This window comes from Bacteroides neonati, from assembly GCF_000499785.1.
GTDB lineage: Bacteria > Bacteroidota > Bacteroidia > Bacteroidales > Bacteroidaceae > Bacteroides > Bacteroides neonati.
Genome location: NZ_HG726020.1, coordinates 439,363 through 458,025, shown reverse-complemented (window position 1 = coordinate 458,025; position 18,663 = coordinate 439,363). Strand labels below are relative to the sequence as shown.

Annotated in this window: 8 protein-coding genes; all 8 read left to right on the top strand. The window is 42.4% G+C overall.

Going from position 1 to position 18,663, the window contains the following annotated elements; all coding sequences use genetic code 11:
• Positions 1-3 precede the first annotated feature (3 nt).
• The 8 genes from TY03_RS04920 to TY03_RS04885 all read left to right on the top strand — a co-directional run bounded on the left by TY03_RS04920 (position 4) and on the right by TY03_RS04885 (position 18,635).
• The gene (locus TY03_RS04920; protein WP_222860398.1) at positions 4-1,524 is read left to right on the top strand and encodes a sulfatase family protein; all 1,521 of its coding nucleotides are present in this window, start codon (positions 4-6) and stop codon (positions 1,522-1,524) included.
• Positions 1,525-1,575: 51 nt separating this feature from the next.
• A complete protein-coding gene (locus TY03_RS04915; protein ID WP_042367893.1) occupies positions 1,576-2,967 on the top strand; it encodes an alpha-L-fucosidase in 1,392 nt (463 codons plus the stop codon).
• A 366-nt stretch (positions 2,968-3,333) separates the two neighbouring features.
• Positions 3,334-7,353, top strand: coding sequence for a hybrid sensor histidine kinase/response regulator transcription factor (locus TY03_RS04910; protein WP_042367892.1), 4,020 nt, complete (start codon positions 3,334-3,336; stop codon positions 7,351-7,353).
• A 105-nt stretch (positions 7,354-7,458) separates the two neighbouring features.
• A complete protein-coding gene (locus TY03_RS04905; protein WP_187373973.1) occupies positions 7,459-9,723 on the top strand; it encodes a glycosyl hydrolase family 95 catalytic domain-containing protein in 2,265 nt (754 codons plus the stop codon).
• Between the two features lie 7 nt (positions 9,724-9,730).
• The gene (locus TY03_RS04900; protein WP_187373972.1) at positions 9,731-11,287 is read left to right on the top strand and encodes a glycoside hydrolase family 5 protein; all 1,557 of its coding nucleotides are present in this window, start codon (positions 9,731-9,733) and stop codon (positions 11,285-11,287) included.
• Positions 11,288-11,467: 180 nt separating this feature from the next.
• Positions 11,468-14,830 (top strand): SusC/RagA family TonB-linked outer membrane protein, encoded by a 3,363-nt coding sequence (locus TY03_RS04895; protein ID WP_042367889.1) that lies wholly within the window; start codon positions 11,468-11,470, stop codon positions 14,828-14,830.
• A 14-nt stretch (positions 14,831-14,844) separates the two neighbouring features.
• Complete coding sequence (locus tag TY03_RS04890) at positions 14,845-16,608, top strand: RagB/SusD family nutrient uptake outer membrane protein (protein WP_042367888.1); 1,764 nt, start codon at positions 14,845-14,847, stop codon at positions 16,606-16,608.
• 110 nt (positions 16,609-16,718) lie between these two features.
• The gene (locus TY03_RS04885) at positions 16,719-18,635 is read left to right on the top strand and encodes a heparinase II/III family protein (protein WP_042367887.1); all 1,917 of its coding nucleotides are present in this window, start codon (positions 16,719-16,721) and stop codon (positions 18,633-18,635) included.
• The last annotated feature ends 28 nt before the right edge of the window (positions 18,636-18,663 follow it).

The window sequence follows — 18,663 nt, the reverse complement described above, 5'->3', positions numbered from 1 at the left end:
ATCATGATAAGCAAAAAGGACTTTCTAACTATTTGTGGAATGAGCGTGGGGTTATCTCCGCTTAGTTCCTCGCTCTGTTACGGCACAGAGGGAATAAAATCGACAACTCCCAATATTATCTATATTTTGGCCGATGATATGGGCTATGGGGATATTCGGGCACTGAATAGCTCTAGTCGTATACCCACTCCGGCTCTTGACCGAATGGTGGCTGATGGTATTACTTTTACAGATGCTCATAGTAACTCTGCTGTGAGTACTCCCACGCGCTATGGTACCTTGACCGGTCGTTATGCATTTCGTTCGCGACTTAAAAAGGGAGTATTGGTAGGGCATGATTCAACGTTGATAGAGAAAGGGCGTGAAACAGTGGCTTCTTTTCTGAAAAAGAACGGTTACCGAACGGCTTGTATAGGCAAATGGCACCTAGGGCTTAATTGGCAACGCAAAGATAAAGATCACCCTCTTTTTGAAGGAGATCCTTGGAATATAAAAGATACCAAAAATGTTGATTACACCGCTCGTGTAGGAGGAGGACCTGCTGATTGTGGGTTTGACTACAGCTACATCATACCGGCATCACTGGATATTGCCCCTTATCTCTATATTGAGAATGGATGGCCAACGGCTCCCGTCACGCGTTATTCAGAGGGCTGGAAAAGCAAGGAAGCCCGCGGTATGTGGTATCGCCCAGGCGATGTAGCTGATGACTTTGCACACGATAATTGTCTGCAACATCTCACTGAGCAGTCTGTTCAGTATATAAAAAAAACCGGTAACTCTAACCAACCCTTCTTCCTTTACTTCCCGCTGACTGCTCCCCATACTCCTTGGCTTCCTTCGCCGGAGTTTCGTGGTAAGTCTGGTGCGGGGGTATATGGCGATTTTGCCTGTATGGTGGACGACGTGGTTCGCCAGATTTATCAAGCACTCGAAGAGAGTGGACAGGCTCAAAATACACTGGTTATTTTTACGAGTGACAACGGTTCGCATTGGTTGCCTTCGGATATTAAGTCATTTGGTCACTGTGCCAATGGTGACTATTCGGGTATGAAGTCCGACCTCTGGGAAGGTGGACATCGGGTTCCCTATTTGGCAACCTGGCCTGCGCAAATTAAACCGGGAACTCGCTCTGATCAGTTACTCTGTTCGACCGACTTGATGGCTACCTGTGCAGAGATGGTAGGTAAGAAACTACCCAAAGGTGCCGGTGAAGATAGTTATAGCTTTTGGAAAGCACTTCGGTCGGAACCTACTGGCAAGCGGATGCGGCAAACAATGATTTACCACTCTATCGATGGGTTGTTTGGTTTTCGGCAAGAGGAATGGGTGTTATTAGACTGCAAAGGTTCGGGCGGTTGGTCGCTCTCCGAAAAGGGAGCTGAAAAACGACCGTCTATGCAACTCTATAATTTAAAAACAGACTTTTCCGAACAAACGAACTTGGTAGAGCAGCATCCATCTCGGGCAAAAGCGATGAAACAGCTATTGGAACGACAGATTGAAAAAGGTAGAACTCGCTAATAGTCGCGGATTATTTTTAAACTATTGAGTTAATTACTAAATAAATAGAAAATGAAGAAAATTCTTTTTTCAGGAATATTATTCCTGAGTACTATACTACTTTGGGGACAAGAGAAACAGACAGCAACGATTCCTTTACCTACCCCTCCTCAGCTCACTTGGCAGGAAGCAGAATTGGCTGTTTTGATTAGTTACGACTTACATGTAGCTGATGGGAAGAAGTACAATCAGGCACAAAATCGGATCACACCGATTGAGGATATCAATATGTTTCACCCCGATCAACTTGATACAGATCAATGGATTCGGGCTGTACGTGATATGGGAGCCAAAATTGCCATTTTAACCGTTACGCATGAGACCGGATTTGCTCTTTATCAATCTGACGTGAATCCGTATTGTTTAAAAGCATTGAAATGGAAAGATGGCAAAGGAGATATTGTTCGTGATTTCGTGAACTCTTGTCGTAAATTTGGTATTAACCCCGGTTTATACATTGGTATTCGTTGGAACTCATACTTGGGCGTATATGACTTTATGATGCCGAAAGACGGAACGAAATTTCAAGAGAACCGACAGGTATTCTATAATAAAATGTGTGAGGGGATGACCGAAGAACTGATGTCTCGCTATGGCGATTTGGCCATTGTATGGTACGATGGTGGAGGCCATGGTCCGGAAGTAGGGGGTGCGGATATTCTGCCTGTCGTAGAGAAATACCAAAAAAACATTATTTTTTACCATAATACGCAGCGAGCTGATATTCGTTGGGGCGGGAGCGAGAGTGGAACGGTCTCTTATCCGTGTTGGGGTACTTATACATACCCTTATTCGCATTCTAAAAATACGGAAGTTATTTTTAAAGATAACTTCCAGTTGCTTAAGACGGGTGATCCGAATGGAGCATATTACATGCCGGCTATGGCAGATGCTCCATTGCGAGGCTATAACGGCCGGCATGAATGGTTTTACGAACCGGGAGATGAGGCGCATCTGTTTCCGGTAGAGAATCTGATGAATATGTACTATCAGTCGGTGGGACGGAATGCAACACTGATATTGGGTTTGACTCCCGACGATCGTGGGTTGATGCCGGATGTTGATGTAGCTCGCTTGAAAGAGTTTGGAGCAGCAATTAAGGAGCAATTTGCTTCGCCTTTAGCTACTTCTTCGGGTAAGGCTCGTACGTTGCACATGAAACTTCCTACGGTAAGTACGGTTAAACAAATTGTTATTCAGGAAGATATAAAATACGGAGAACGTGTTCGTTCTTATCAAGTGGAAGGTAAGGTAAAAGGAAAGTGGCAAGTTTTGTCGACAGGTAGCTGTATCGGGCACAAACGAATCGAAAAGATAGAGCCTGTAGAGGGAGTCTCAGCTGTCCGTCTGATTATTAAGGAAGCTTTAGCTACACCTCAGATTAAGCATTTTTCAATCTATTAAGTTTCTCTTGCTTGCGAAGAGTGAGTTATAAGTGTCTGTTTATAATTTAATTATATGTTTTATTGGGATGCGCTGAACAATCGTTTTTTCCTTCTTTATAATACTAGTATATTAACATCGTGTTAAATACGTATTGTTGGTATCAAAGAGTACGTAGTCATTGATGCCAACAATACGTACTCTTACAAACGACAAAAATCGATTAACATTTCTATTTAACTTTAATGGTCACGCCTGCAATTATTATGACCTACCGACCATAAAAATTGCAGGAGTGACCATTAAACGAAAAAAAGCAAGATGTAGTTCAATTCGGATGATATTATTTATTATGTTTGTATTTGGAATATCCGAATAGAATAGAAAATGAAAAAACGCAGATATCTTTGGACTCTTCTTTGTATTTTAGTATCTCAAACAGTATACGCAGAATTTTTTAAGCACATAGGTGCTGCAGATGGGCTATCACAATCATCAGTGATGGCTATTTATCAAGATCAACTGGGGCGAATGTGGTTTGGTACGCGCGAAGGAGTCAATATGTACGATGGGAGGCAGATGACCGTCTATAAAGGTGAAGCTCCCTCTTATGAACATCCCTCTTATCCGTTATTGATTGGCAATGAGGTTTCGGGCATCACAGGCAATAAGGAAGGAGATCTGTTCTTTATCATCAATGGTGCGTTGCTAAGGTATGACATCCGCAAGGAATCTTTTGAAGAACTACGTTCAGAGGGAGTTGTTTCCATCAATTCTTTTCAGGGAGAAGTGTATCTGGCTACCAATGATTCTATCTTTCGCTATCGACCGTTGCAAAAGCAAATGGAATTTCTAACAAAGACTTATCTTAAGGATGTAAACTATATTTTGCCCGATAGGGGAGCTTTCTATGTCGGAGCCAAACAAGGGCTTTACCGTTTCATAAACGCCAGACCACCTCAATGTCTTATTGCAGGTGTCGATGTATATCGAATTTTTAAAAGCAGTAAGCAGGAATTTTGGATCGGTTCGCGTACACAGGGGTTGTATCGTATGAATAAGCACGGAGTGATATCGCAAGTTCCATATAAACAACTCTCCGGGAAAGGTATTTCCAGTGTGCAAATACGTGAATTTGTAGAAGACAAGAAAGGAAATATTTGGTTTGGTACATTCGACGGTTTGCAACGATACAATACACAAACTGATAGCTATAGCTTGATTCGGACAGGGTCGCGGCCGGGTAGTTTAAATCATTCTTCTATTTTCTCACTCTATCAAGATATGCAAGGTACCATTTGGGTGGGAAGTTATTATGGAGGGGTCAACTACTTTAATCCCGATAATAATATTTTTAGCTACTATGCCTATAACCCCGATCGCAGCGACTGTTTGAACTACCCCTTTGCCGGGGCAATGGTCGAAGATAAAGAGCAAAACCTCTGGGTCTGTACCGATGGTGGAGGGCTATCTTGCCTAGATCATATAAGCGGACGCTTTAGAACTTATACGGCCGGTAGAGGTTCGCTGCCCCATAATAACCTGAAAAGTATTTGCTATGACGCCAAACGAGATTATCTATACATAGGTACGCACATGGGCGGATTGTCTCGGTATGATCGGCGTAGGGGTTTGTTTCATAACTATTTGTATGACTCACCTGCCAATGGCCCGGCTCCGAACGATGTTATTTTTCAGGTTTACTTCTGCAACGACAGGCTCTACGTTTCTGCCCGTAATGGTTTTTTTGTGATGGACCCTGATACGGATCAATTTCAGCTTTTATATAGTGGGGAGTATTATCTTTCGTTTGATGTAGATGCAGAGGGCGGCATCTGGCTGGCAACAGGTATGACACTCATACACTTTTATCCCGGGCAGGCAGCTAAGGAGGAAAAGATAAACTTGCAAGATTTTGGTTGTCGGTTTTGGATCACCAAAGTTCTGGTTGGCCACGATGGGCAGGTGTACATCGCTACGCTGGGTTCCGGTCTGTTTTGTTATAACCCCCGAACGAAATCCTTGGTTAGTTATACCTCTGAAAAGAGTCAACTCTTAAGCAATTATTGCTATAATTTGGTAGAAACACTACAACGCCATCTGCTTATTACGGGCAATAGAGGAGCTACATTGTTTAATCCTATTCAAAAAACATTTCGATCGATCGAGTTGGGAAGTGGTCTTTCGCTCTCTTCGATTATCAACGGGTGCGGAGTCTGCGCGCATAGCAACGGAGAGATATTTATCGGAGGTACCAGTGGATTGACTTCCTTTCGCGAGGAAGATCTGAATATGAAATACCCGCAACCTAAGCTTTACTTTACCAATCTGTATGTAAACAATACACGTATTACTCCCTCCGACCCAAGCGAGGTGCTTACCGAGGCATTGCCTTTTACGAAGGAGGTGAGCTTGAAAGCCAGTCAAAACAACCTGACGCTGGAGTTTGCTACCTCTAATTATATAGATATCTTGAATAATACCTGGTATGAATATAAATTGGAAGGGTTTGACCGCGAATGGTTGCTGACCACCGAAAATAGCCTGAAGTATACTAATTTGGATCCGGGTACCTATACCTTATTTGTACGCGAAAAAGGAAACTCTTTGAATGCTCGTGAAACACAGGAAATCTCGCTCCACATTCGCATCTCTCCACCTTGGTATCTTACTTGGTGGGCTTGTTTGCTGTTCTTGTCATTGGCTGCTTTTATTATATTTTGGCTGTATAGAGTAAAATCTGTTCGTCGTATTTTGGCACTTTCATTGGAGAAAGAACGGATAGAAAAATTGCATATTGAAAAGATGAATCAAGATAAACTGCGTTTCTTTACCAATGTAAGTCATGAGTTTCGTACACCACTTACTTTGATTATTAGTCAGATAGAACTCTTGCTGCAAAACACAACGATGCCGCCTGCTGTTTATAATCAAGTTTTAAAAATCAGTAAGCATGCCCGGCAAATGAGAAATCTTATATCCGAGTTGCTGGATTTTCGCAAGTTCGACCAACATCATATTCAACTAAAACTCCGAGAGCTAGATCTTAATACTTTTGTACAAGAGAACTATCTTTCATTTCTTGAATATGCTTCAGGTCGTGAGATTGACTATCGATTACAGTCATCGGCAGAGCATATTACTGTTTGGATAGATTCGTGGCAGATGAAGAAAGTACTGTTTAACCTTCTTTCTAATGCATTTAAGCATACTCAAAATAAAGGGAGTATCTTGATTACCGTGACAGAAAGTGAAGAAGGGGTTTGCATAGCCATTCAAGACTCAGGTGAGGGAATTAGTCAAAAAGATCAGAAACTGATTTTCGACCGTTTCTATCAGGTAGAAGAGGCACAGAACGATGTGATGGGAAGCCGTGGGACAGGCATTGGCTTGGCGCTGACTCGGAGTATCGTAGAGATGCACCACGGTAGTATTGAGGTGGAAAGTGCATTGAACCAAGGTAGCTGTTTTTTTGTGCGGTTACCCAAAGGACGAACAGTATTTGAACAGGACGCAGAGGTTTGCTTTGATGAGAAGGGTGAAGAGCGAACTTTACAAGAAGGTACGTTGCCCGATGAAGCTTTTATAAGTGAATGTCTTGTAGAAGAAAGTGATGTTCGTGGCGAAGGCGTTGTTGAAAAACGGACGGTGTTGCTCGTCGAAGATAATCCGGAATTACTGGGTATATTAGTGCAGATATTCACTCCGCTATACCGCGTGTTGACAGCCGCCAACGGCGAAGAGGGCTTAATGATAACAATAAACGAAAAACCGGACTTGGTGGTAAGCGATGTAATGATGCCGGTGATGACAGGTACCGAAATGTGCATGCAAATGAAAGAGAATATTTTGATTTGCCACATACCTGTAGTATTATTGACTGCATTAGACACTCTCGAACAAAATTTGGATGGGCTGAAGCGAGGTGCGGATGATTATATTACCAAGCCATTCAACGCTCGCATGCTATTGGTGCGCTGTAATAATCTGATTCGTAACCGTCTTTTGGCTCAAAGCCGTTTTGCGAAAGAGACTACTACCAGTATTGATTTGCTGGTAGCCAATCCGCTGGATAAAGCGTTTTTGGATAAAGTATCGAAAGTGGTGAATGAGCATATTGATAATGTCGATTTCGATATTGCCATATTGTGCAAAGAGCTTGGAGTAGGACGCACCTTGCTCCATACTAAATTTAAAGCATTGACAGGAATGACTCCCAATGAGTTTGTGCTTAACCATAGGCTTAAGCAAGCTGCACAACTGCTTCATAGTGAGAGCTATTTGCACATATCGGAGATAGCCGATCGGTTGGGATTCGGATCACCCCGCTACTTTACCCGATGTTTTAAAAACCAATACGGGATGTCTCCGCTGGAGTTCAGAAAAAACGAAACGCATCCGGAATAGCCGGAAAAGGAGGAATTGAACAATTGATGCATCTATTTCGGGTAATTAGGGCATAAGATATTGAAGAAAAGACCTTATTTTTGCTTCAATTTAATATCTATGTGTATGACACCGAAAAGACTTTGGAAGTATCTACTTCTTTTCTTATCCCTTTTTTCTGTAACGCTTCAAGCAAGAGAACTGCTAACCAAAAGCATTGACTGGCCGATATTCATGAGTCGGCAAGATATGATTTGGGAAGTAATGCCGAAAGCTTGGTACGAAGCTCCTTTCTTGGGCAACGGACTGCTGGGGGCAATGGTCTATCAATTGCCGGGCGAGAATGCCATCTGTTTTGATATAGGACGCTCTGACGTGCACGATCATCGTGACGGAACAGGTTTGTACGATATTCCCCGCTTGCTTATCGGGCAAATGGCACTCCGTCCTCATGGGCGAATTATAGCTACATCCATGCGAATCGACTTGTGGAATGCCGAGCTTACAGGAAAACTTACAACTACCGAGGGAGCTATCCGCTTTCGGGCACTGGTTCATTCCGAACGAATGTGCTTGGTCGTTGAAACGTTGGCCGAGGGCAATGAACGGGATTACCGTTATGAGTGGCTACCGGCAAGAGCCGATAGCCCCCGTTTTTTATTTGCCGAGGATGGAAAGTCCTGGTTTCAAAACCCCGTAGATTATCAGTCGAATCCATCACCCGTTATGACGTTAAGTGCCGATGGGGGAGAATGTCAGCAGCCTCTTTTGAAAGGTGGGCTAACTGTAACTAACTGGCGCGAACGAAGAGCCGGTGAGCCATCTCGACGCACGTTATACCTGAATGTATCGCATAGCTATCCCGATAACGAAGCCACTGCTCAAAGTCGTCAGGAAGTATCTACTGCTTGCACACAAACGTACGATTCGCTCCGTGTGCCTCATTGCCGTTGGTGGAACGAGTACTATCCGCAGAGTTTCCTAACACTGCCCGACCCTCAAAAAGAGAATTTCTATTGGGTGCAGATGTACAAGTTGGCTTCTGCTACGCGTGCCGACAGGGCTTTGATTGATAATACAGGACCTTGGCTTACGGTAACCCCCTGGCCCAATGCCTGGTGGAACCTGAATGTGCAACTTACCTATTGGGCACTGAATGCTTCCAACCGTTTGGATTTGGCTCAATCACTCGAAAAGGCTATTTATAACAATACGGAGCATCTGATTAATAATGTGGAACCCTCTTATCGTCACGATGCTGCCGGTATCGGGAGAACCTCCAATTTACTCTGTCAAAGCGACCGGATAGGTATCCCCGGTGTAAGCAAGGCGGCCGAAGTAGGGTTGCTTACATGGGCTTGTCACAATCTATGGCTTATTTATCGACACCGGATGGATGATGTCTTGCTCCGAGAAAAACTATTTCCATTGCTTCGTCGTTCGATAAACTACTATCTACATTTTCTAACCACCTCTGCTGATGGACGATTGCATTTGCCCCGTACTTATTCGCCCGAATATGGAGTGGCTACCGATTGTAATTTTGATTTGGCATTGCTTCGTTGGGGGTGTCAAACCTTGCTTACAGCAGCGGAGCGTCTCAACCTGAATGACTCTTTGATACCTGTATGGGAAAGTACACTCAAGCAACTCACCGACTATCCGATAGATGAGAACGGATTGCGCATCGGTAGTGATACTCCCTATGAACACTCACATCGACACTACTCTCATCTGCTGGCTGCTTATCCGCTTTACCTCTTGAACAAGGAGAACCCCGCCGATGAAGCACTGATACAAAAATCACTACTGTATTGGCAAAGTAAAAAAGGACATCATGAAGGGTATTCCATGACCGGAGCCTCTTCTATCTCGTCTGCTTTGGGTAAAGGAGACCAGGCACTCGACTATTTGAATGGGCTTTTTGGGCAATTTCTATGTCCCAATACATTTTATAAAGAGGCAGGCCCTTGTATCGAAACACCACTTTCGGGTGCACAATCGATTCATGATATGCTGTTGCAAAGTTGGGGCGGAAAGATACGAATCTTTCCGGCATTGCCCTCTGTGTGGAAAGAGCTGGCTTTTGACTGCTTTCTTACCGAAGGAGCATTCGAAGTCTCTGCTGTTCGGAAAGAGGGGCAAACTGCATTTATCTGCATAACCAGTTTGGCAGGAGAGCCTTGCATTGTTTGTACCGATATTGCCTCTCCTCAATTTAAAGGATCTCGTACGTTTCGGGTACAATCGTTGGGGAATAGTACCTATCGTATTGATATGAAGAAAGGCGAAACGCTGTATATTTATCCTCAAAAAGCACAACCTACTTTTATCATTGAACCGGTTGCCCATCTACAAAGTAATGTGTTTGGGCTTAAACAAACGAAATAAAATGAATATGAAAACCAACATCCTACTATTGTTTCTAATCACTGTTTTGGGCGCGTGTCATTCGTCCTCTCAAAAGAACATCTTAACCATATCGAATGGGGCTTTTGTTGATGGTTCTGGTCGGGAAGTTATTTTAAATGGCATCAACCATGTGAATAAAAACGCCGAGCAGAATCATATAGATCCCGATGACGAAGAAATACTCACACAATTTCGCGATTGGGGATTTAATATCGTACGTTTTGGCATTAATTGGGCTGAGTTAGAGCCGGAACCCGGTGTTATCAATGAACATTATCTTCGGCAGATTGATAAACGGGTACAATGGGCAGAGGAGTTGGGAATATGGCTCTATCTTGATTTCCATCAAGACCTTTATGGAGGAACCATGGGTAACGGTGCCCCTCAATGGGCCACTATTACAGATGGAGAGGAGCATGTAAAAGGTGATATATGGAGTGATTCGTATGTGTTGAGTGGTGCAGTGCATCGTGCTTTCGATAATTTTTGGGAGAATAGAATTACCTCTGATGGGCTGGGCCTGCAAGATCATTATCTCAATTGCTTGAAATTGGTATCGCAACGATATAAGAGCAGCCCTTCGGTTGCCGGATATGATGTGATGAACGAACCTTTTATGGGCAGTCGTTCGGTAGATGTATTTCCTGCGCTGATTAGTGGATATGTTCAAGGGTTAAAAAAGAGTAGGGGCGAGGTTCTTACTTTGGAGGAGGTTGCCTCTAAGTGGTCTGTCGGCGAAGATAAAATGCAGATATTTGAGGCACTCAATGATAAAGCGATATTCAACGAAATGGTTTGTGCTGCCGATTCTATCGTAAATAGCTTTGAAAAGAATACTCTTTCTGCTTTTTATCAAAGGGCTCGTGATGCAATCCGATCTACCGGTAGCCAACAAATTATATTTTTAGAGCATAATTATTTTTCTAATTTGGGTGTTCCGAGTAGATTCTCAATGCCTGTGGATACTGATGGTAACGTAGATAAGCGGTGCTGTTATGCACCTCATGGATATGATTTGGTAACTGACTCTAAAAATAATACCCGGCAAGGATACGGACGTGTAGAGTTTATTTTCGAACAGATTGTTCGCAATGCTGTATCCAAAGCATCTCCGGTAATCGTTGGAGAATGGGGTGCCTATTATAGTGGCGAAAAAGCTTTTACTGCTGCATCCAAACATACTATACAGATCTTCGAAGCCCAGAAAATATCGCAAAGCTACTGGTCGTATTGGAAAGGAATAGGCGAACATGAATATTTCGCTACTACTATCGTACGCAATTATCCTATGGTAACGAATGGTGAACTTATGATGTATAAAAACGACTTTGAGAATAACCATTATACTCAAAAATGGAAAGAGTCGCCGGATAACAAATCTGTAACGCGTATTTTTGTTAAAGACATAAACAGATGTGAGATAAAACTGTTGCCTAAGTCCGATTTTAAGAAGATATCAATCAGTGGTTCTGATAATGGGTATTTGGAAATTGAACCTTTGGGCGAGAATAGAGAACTTGTAATTACTCCATTGAATAGATAGCTCGCTGGGTATGGGCGATACTTCTACTTTCCGTCAAAATAGCTGTTAAAACACATCCAGAAGGTGTTGAAAGAATAATTGGTGCTTATTTTGAGTATAAAAAAGGCCTATGGCTTCTTGTACTAATCATTAGATTTGCCGAGTGTTTAAAACATAATTATTAACTAATCTAATGCTATTATGAGAAAAAGTAAATTGCATTTGCTATCCTTATCTTCAAAAAGGGTGCTTGTGAGTACATCGCTGATGATGCTCTTGGCCGGCAATGGTTGGGCAACCTCTTCAGGACTTGATGATAGTCGCCACGAAAGTTCGTCGGCTGTTGTTCAACAGAATAAAACGATTAAAGGCACGGTCGTCGATCAGAATGGTGAACCGGTTATCGGTGCCAACGTTATTGTAAAAGGTAGTGCAACCGGAACAATTACCGATATTGATGGAAAATTCTCTCTTTCCATTCCCGCTAATGCTATCCTTGAATTTTCGTACATCGGTTACCTGAATCAAGACGTAAAAGTGGGTGATCAGAACTCACTCAATATAACACTCAAAGAAGATACCAAAACACTGGATGAAGTTGTAGTAGTAGGATATGGTGTGCAAAAGAAAGTAAATCTTACCGGTTCGGTATCATCGGTCAATTTTGAAGATCAGGCTGCTTCGCGTCCGGTAACCAATGTATCATCGGCTTTGGCCGGATTGAGTTCGGGTGTGCAGGTTATGCAAAGCTCGGGACGCCCCGGAGGTGATGGCGCTTCTATTTTGATTCGTGGCGTGGGTACCATGAATAACTCTGCACCGTTGGTGATTGTTGATGGTATGGAGGGGTTGATGGATGCTGTTAATCCACAAGATATTGAAACCATTTCAATTTTGAAAGATGCTGCTTCGTGTGCTATTTATGGGGCGCGTGCTGCCAACGGTGTCATTCTGATTACAACCAAGCGAGGTAAAAGAGATCGGGTATCGGTAACCTATAGCGGACATGTATCTTATGCACAACCGACTAACTTAATCGATATGGTATCGAACTATGCCGATTATATGGAACTGTTAAATGAATCATTTACGAACATTGGGCAAAACCAACATTTCTCACAAACAACCATTGATTTATGGCGTGAGAAATCAAACAATCCCAATGAGATGAATGCACTTGGGGTTCCTAATTACATTGCATTCCCGAATACCGATTGGCAAAAAGAGATTTTTCAACACGGTTTAATCAATGACCACACAGTATCTGTTAATGGCGGATCGGATAAGATACGTTTCCTTCTTTCGGCAGGTTTTATGGATAATCCCGGTTTGGTAGAGAATACGGGTGTGACTCGTTACTCCATCAGAGCGAATGTGGAAGCCGATATTAATAAATGGCTGGCAGTAGGAATGCGTACGTACGCTTCTCAAGAGGACAAAGATCCCGGGAACTTTGACAATGCAAACAATTATCTTCGTCAAACAACTCCCGGATTATATCCTCGTTGGAATGGACACAATGGTTATCCCGAAGCACCCGAAGAGAGTGCAACAGCTAACAGCTTGTACTCTTTCCTCAATGGTGTGGATGGAAATTTGAAGAAGAGTCGATTTAATACAACTCTATTTAGCAAAGTGAAGTTTATAGAGGGCTTGACTTGGGATTTCAACTTTAACTACCAACGACGTTGGGATGAAGAGAGAACGTGGACCAACGCACTTGATAAAGTAAAGTTCAGTACCGGTGAAGTGATGAGTCCCCCAACTGCTCCTTCCGAAATGACCACTAGCTTTTATAATTATTCGAACTATGCCTATACATTGGAGAATCTACTTAATTATCATACATCTATAGGAAAGCATGACATAGGAGTGTTGGCAGGTTATCAAGAGTATTATTACTACGAATATAGTACCAGTGGTACCAAAAAAGGGTTGATTGATCAAAGTGTCAATGTGCCTGATGCAGCTACTGAAATGATCGGTATTGGAGGAGGTGCGTTGGATCGTGCCAGTCGTTCCTTTTTCGGTCGTGTGAACTATGCTTATAATTCGCGTTATTTGTTTGAGGCAAACTTGCGTTACGATGGTTCGGGGCGTTATCATGCCAATAATCGTTGGGGTACATTCCCTTCTTTCTCTGCCGCTTGGCGTATTTCGGAAGAGGCATTTATGGAATCGACACGTAACTGGCTCGATAATCTTAAGATTCGTGCTTCGTGGGGTAAGTTAGGAAACAATGGAACGAATGAACCAAAAGAATCCAAGTATGATTATAAATATCAGTCTACCTATAGTTTGAGCAATTACTCTTTTGGAGGATTACAAGCTCCGGGATTGGCATCGACCGTGATTTCTAACTCATTACTATCGTGGGAAACATCAAAATCGACTAACTTTGGTATCGATGCCAACTTTTTGAAGAATCGTCTGTCGGTTGTAGTCGATGTATACGACCGTATCACCACCGGCATTCTCGAATACCCTAGTATTTACATGACTATGGGTACCAAAACAGCTCCGCTGCTGAATATTGCGGAGATGAATAACCGTGGTATTGAACTCACATTGGGTTGGACTGATAGAGTGAAAGATTTTAATTATTCGGTATCGGGCAATTTCTCGTATAATAGGAATGAAGTAACAAAGTACAAGGGTACTTATGAAGCCTACTGGAAAGTAGACCCAACGACCGGCGAGAAGGTGTGGGTCACGAATATTGGTGAAGTAGCTAAAGGTGCAGGTGATGTTGCTCAAACTGTAGCCGGAAAGAAATTGGGCGAGTACTATTTGAAGTCTGTTTACAGCGGAAGCGGAAGTTACTTTAATCAAGATGGATCGGTAGATATTCATGGAGGTCCTAAGGATGGTATGATTCGTACAGAAGATGATATGAAGTGGGCAAACGCTATGGTAGCAGCCGGATATAGATTTATGCCTAACCAAACTATTGCAAAAAATAAGATATGGTATGGAGATTATATTTATGCTGATGCCAATGGCGATGGTATTTATGGTAGTAGTAATGACCGTGAGTTTCAAGGAGTATCTAAAAACCCAAAATATAATTTTGGGTTGCAGGCTTCGGCAAGCTGGAAAGGCTTCGACTTTTCAATGAACTGGGCAGGAGCTGCCGGATTTAAGTTGTATTGGGGACCCGCTACAGGATATAATACAAGCACCACGCGTGTAGGCGTAGGAATGGGTACCGAGATTGCCAATGATCACTACTATTATAATCCGGAGAATCCATCTGATCCAAAAAATAATATAAATGCAAAATATGGTCGATTGACCAACGGTGAAGGTGGGTGGCAAAATGTAGAAACAAGTTCTGCTTTCTTGTTTAATGGTAACTATTTAAAATTGAAGAATCTGACGATTGGGTATACACTTCCCAAATTGATTACCAATAAATTAACGGCTCAGTCTATTCGCTTCTATCTGTCGGGGGAGAATTTATTCAACCTAACTTCATTCCCCGGACAAGATCCTGAATTAGGCTCAACGCCCGAATATACATCTGTGAGACAGTTTGCATTTGGTACTAATATTACTTTCTAAATAAAGACACAAAGATGAAAAAAATTAAAAATATAGTTTTAATGTCAGCTGCAGTTATTGCATTGAGCAGCTGTCGAGGTGATCTGCTCGACTTGAACCCGTACAGTTCGGTAAGTTCCGGGAGTATGTGGACTACTGAAAATCTGGCTGATCAAGGGGTAACAGGTATTTATAGCGTACTTCGTAAAACGAATGTAGGATTGGGATTATATACTTTTGATTGTTATGGTGTTTCCAGTGACGGTCGCGATCCTGATTATGCATTGTTGAAAGGAAATGCGACTGCATCAATAAGTCTGTTTAGCGATTATTGGAAAGAGCATTATGAGGGTATACATCGTGCCAATGATGCAATAACCAATCTGCCTAAAGCCCCAATGGATGACGCTAAAAGGAAACGTTTGATAGCCGAATCAAAGTTTTTACGGGCATTCTTCTACTATAAACTCAATATGGTATTCAAGGGGGTGCCTTTATATTTGGAACCCGTTGAATTGAAAGAGTGTATCAAAGGACGTGAAACAGAAACTAAAATATGGGAAACGGTTTTAGCTGATTTAACAGATTGTATCAATGAAACCAATTTGCCTGATAGATATGCTGCACGGGATGTGAGTGTGGGGCGTATCAGCAAAGCTGCTGCTTATGCTTTACGAGGTAAAGTGTATCTTTGGACTAAGGAGTGGGCAAAAGCCGAAGCTGACTTTAAAAAGGTAGGCGATATGGGGCATAAATTATATGTAGGAACCGGCGGTTACAAAGCCCTATTCAAAGAAGCTAACGAACAGTGCGAAGAAATGGTCTTGTCTGTGCAATGTATCGGACTCAGCGGATACGGTAACGAGATGAGTTTTCGTTATGGTACTCGATCTACATTCGGATCTTGTTGGAATACCTATTTGGTAAACACCGATTTTGTCGAAAGCTATGAATGGGCAGATGGAAAACCTTTTAACTGGGATGATGTGATACCCGGCTATAACGAGATGGACAAAAAAGCCAGAGCGGTCTACTTCTTACGTGATAATATGACTCCCCAACAGAAAAAGGCTATGGCAGAGAATCAAAAAGCAGATATGAGTAAATATATGGATGTTGGTAATGAAGCTCGCATTAAGAAGGCATACGAAAATCGTGATCCTCGCCTAACCGCCTCTATTATAACTCCTTATTCTGAGTATCTGGGTGCAGATGGTGCTACCTCGTATAAATACAGCCTTCGTTGGCCATTCGCTAATAACTTGGCACCATGGTTTGACTTAAAAACAGATACTAATAACCGTTATTATTATTTGTTCCGTAAGTTTGTAGCCGAGGGAGCAAGTGAGATTCCTAACAGAAGCTATTCGCCAATCGATTTCCCGTTGATTCGTTATGCAGACGTACTACTCGGTCTGGCTGAGGCTCTTAATGAACAAGGTGGAAATAAAGTGGAAGAAGCCATTACTTATGTTAATCAAGTTCGAAACCGGGCTGGAGTTGCTCCATTGAATAGCAATGCTTATACAACTGTAAACGGACAAGATGAACTGAGAGTGCGTATACAGAAAGAACGTCGTTGGGAGTTTAATGGCGAAGGTGTAAACTTCTTCGATGAGATACGTTGGAACACATGGAAAGAGTCTAAGTTCTTCCCCGGTGCAGGCTTGAAGCAAATCTGGGGTGAGTCACAATACGATAACTCTTGGGGAGGTGACCACTATTATATCTGGGCTATCCCTAGTACTGAAATTAATATGAATGATAATCTGACTCAGAACCCTGGTTGGATTAATTAAATATAATTACGAATAAAAAAACCTCTTCATCTGAGTGTATTTTCAGAATATATCAGGTGAAGAGGTTTTTTTCTCTTATCTTAGCACCATTAAATTAATACACTTTATCAATGAAGATAGTACGAATCATAACCTTTATACTTCTTAGCTTGTGCGTGTCAAAGGCAAGCGCATACGTAGAAAGAAATTTGTTACAACAAATGACCAATCCGAATTTGCTCAAATCGGCTCTCGTCTTGAATCAGAAGTGGGTTACATATCCTGATTATACCGACCGTGTAGGATGGGATAAGTTATTTGGAGCGACTAAAAGCGAGTACATAAAACGTGGAGAGCAACAGCTAAACTACGAATGGAAAGTAGTGAAAGCAATGGATTATATCGAGTTTGAACGGAGTGGGTCGAGACAGGTAATGGAAACTCCTTTCGGTGATAACAACCTGGCAATGATAGACCTGCTGATGGCAGAGCTGGCCGAAGGAAAGGGGCGTTTTATTCCACAGTTGATTAACGGTGTGTTTCATACCTGCGAGATGACTTCATGGGCACTATCTGCACATCTTATTACCCAAAAGATACATCGATCATTGCCCGATCACCGGGAACAGTTGATCGATTTGACATCCGGCGACTTATCGTCGATGCTTTCATGGGTCTATTACCTCCTGCACAACGAGTTTGATAAGGTAAATCCCAGCATTGCTGTTCGTTTGCGTTACGAGTTAGAGAAACGAACCATCGAACCTTATATGAATGATGCCAACTATTATTGGTGGCAGGCATTTCGGGCTACCCCTACTACGATGGTCAATAACTGGAATCCTTGGTGCAACAGTAATGTACTGCAATGTTTGATGTTATTAGAAAATGATCCCGAAAAGCTGGCAGCAGGTGTTTATCGTACAATGCAGTCGGTTGATCGCTTTTTGAACTATGTTCATAGTGATGGAGCTTGCGAGGAAGGCCCTTCCTATTGGGGACATGCCGGTGGAAAACTCTTTGATTACCTCGATTTACTCTCTACTATAACGGCCGGAAAAGTATCGCTATTAGGGCATCCGATGATTAAGAATATAGGCGAATATATTTCTCGCTCGTACATTGGAGATGGATGGGTAGTCAACTTTGCCGATGCCTCTGCTAAGGGGGGAGGAGATGCTCCCCTTATATATCGCTTTGGTAAGGCAGTAGGTAGTGATGAGATGATACATTTTGCTGCGTTAATGAACGATCGTAAACTACCCCGTAATCGCGACTTTTATCGTACTATGCAGACACTTTTGATCCGCGAAGAGTTGGAAGCAACGACTCCCAATCACGTTACTCCTCTACAAATATGGTATCCGGAAACAGAGTTTTGTTATATGAAAAACAAATCCGGGATGTTTTTTGCAGCTAAGGGAGGATACAATGATGAAAGCCATAATCACAACGATGCAGGTTCCTTCTCGGTATGGATCAACAATTCTCCAATCTTGATCGATGCGGGAGTAGGAACTTATACCCGTCAGACATTTAGTAGTGAGCGCTATTCTATCTGGACAATGCAAAGTAACTATCACAATCTTCCGATGATTAACGGAGTGGCCCAACAGAATGGACGAAACTATAAAGCAACTCAAGTGAAGTTTGATTCGAAAAAGAAGATGTTTTCTGCCGATATTGCCACTGCTTATCCTGAGAGCGCAAAGGTGAAGAGTTGGATGCGATCGTATGTACTTAAAGGAGACAAGCTTCAGATAAACGATACGTTCGAGTTAGGTGAGACTATTGAAAAGAATATCGTTCACTTCATGACTTGGGGTGACGTAGATTCGTCTGTTCCCGGTAAAGTAATTATTTCGGTGAATGGACAAAGAGCCTTGTTGACATATAACCCGGCACAGTTTGATACAGTATTAGAGGCGATTCCACTTACCGATAAGCGTTTATCCGATGTGTGGGGCAAACAAATATACCGTATTATACTCAAGGCTAAAGCAATAACAAAAACAGGAGATTATACTTATTCAATCAAACAACTATAAACAATTATAACCAATAAAAGATGACGAA

Excerpts from the sequence above, each read along its gene's own strand:
- TY03_RS04915 (WP_042367893.1), top strand. The coding sequence starts at position 1,576 with ATGAAGAAAATTCTTTTTTCAGGAATATTATTCCTGAGTACTATACTA.
- TY03_RS04910 (WP_042367892.1), top strand. The coding sequence starts at position 3,334 with ATGAAAAAACGCAGATATCTTTGGACTCTTCTTTGTATTTTAGTATCT.
- TY03_RS04890 (WP_042367888.1), top strand. The coding sequence starts at position 14,845 with ATGAAAAAAATTAAAAATATAGTTTTAATGTCAGCTGCAGTTATTGCA.
- TY03_RS04920 (WP_222860398.1), top strand. The coding sequence starts at position 4 with ATGATAAGCAAAAAGGACTTTCTAACTATTTGTGGAATGAGCGTGGGG.
- TY03_RS04885 (WP_042367887.1), top strand. The coding sequence starts at position 16,719 with ATGAAGATAGTACGAATCATAACCTTTATACTTCTTAGCTTGTGCGTG.
- TY03_RS04895 (WP_042367889.1), top strand. The coding sequence starts at position 11,468 with ATGAGAAAAAGTAAATTGCATTTGCTATCCTTATCTTCAAAAAGGGTG.
- TY03_RS04905 (WP_187373973.1), top strand. The coding sequence starts at position 7,459 with ATGACACCGAAAAGACTTTGGAAGTATCTACTTCTTTTCTTATCCCTT.
- TY03_RS04900 (WP_187373972.1), top strand. The coding sequence starts at position 9,731 with ATGAAAACCAACATCCTACTATTGTTTCTAATCACTGTTTTGGGCGCG.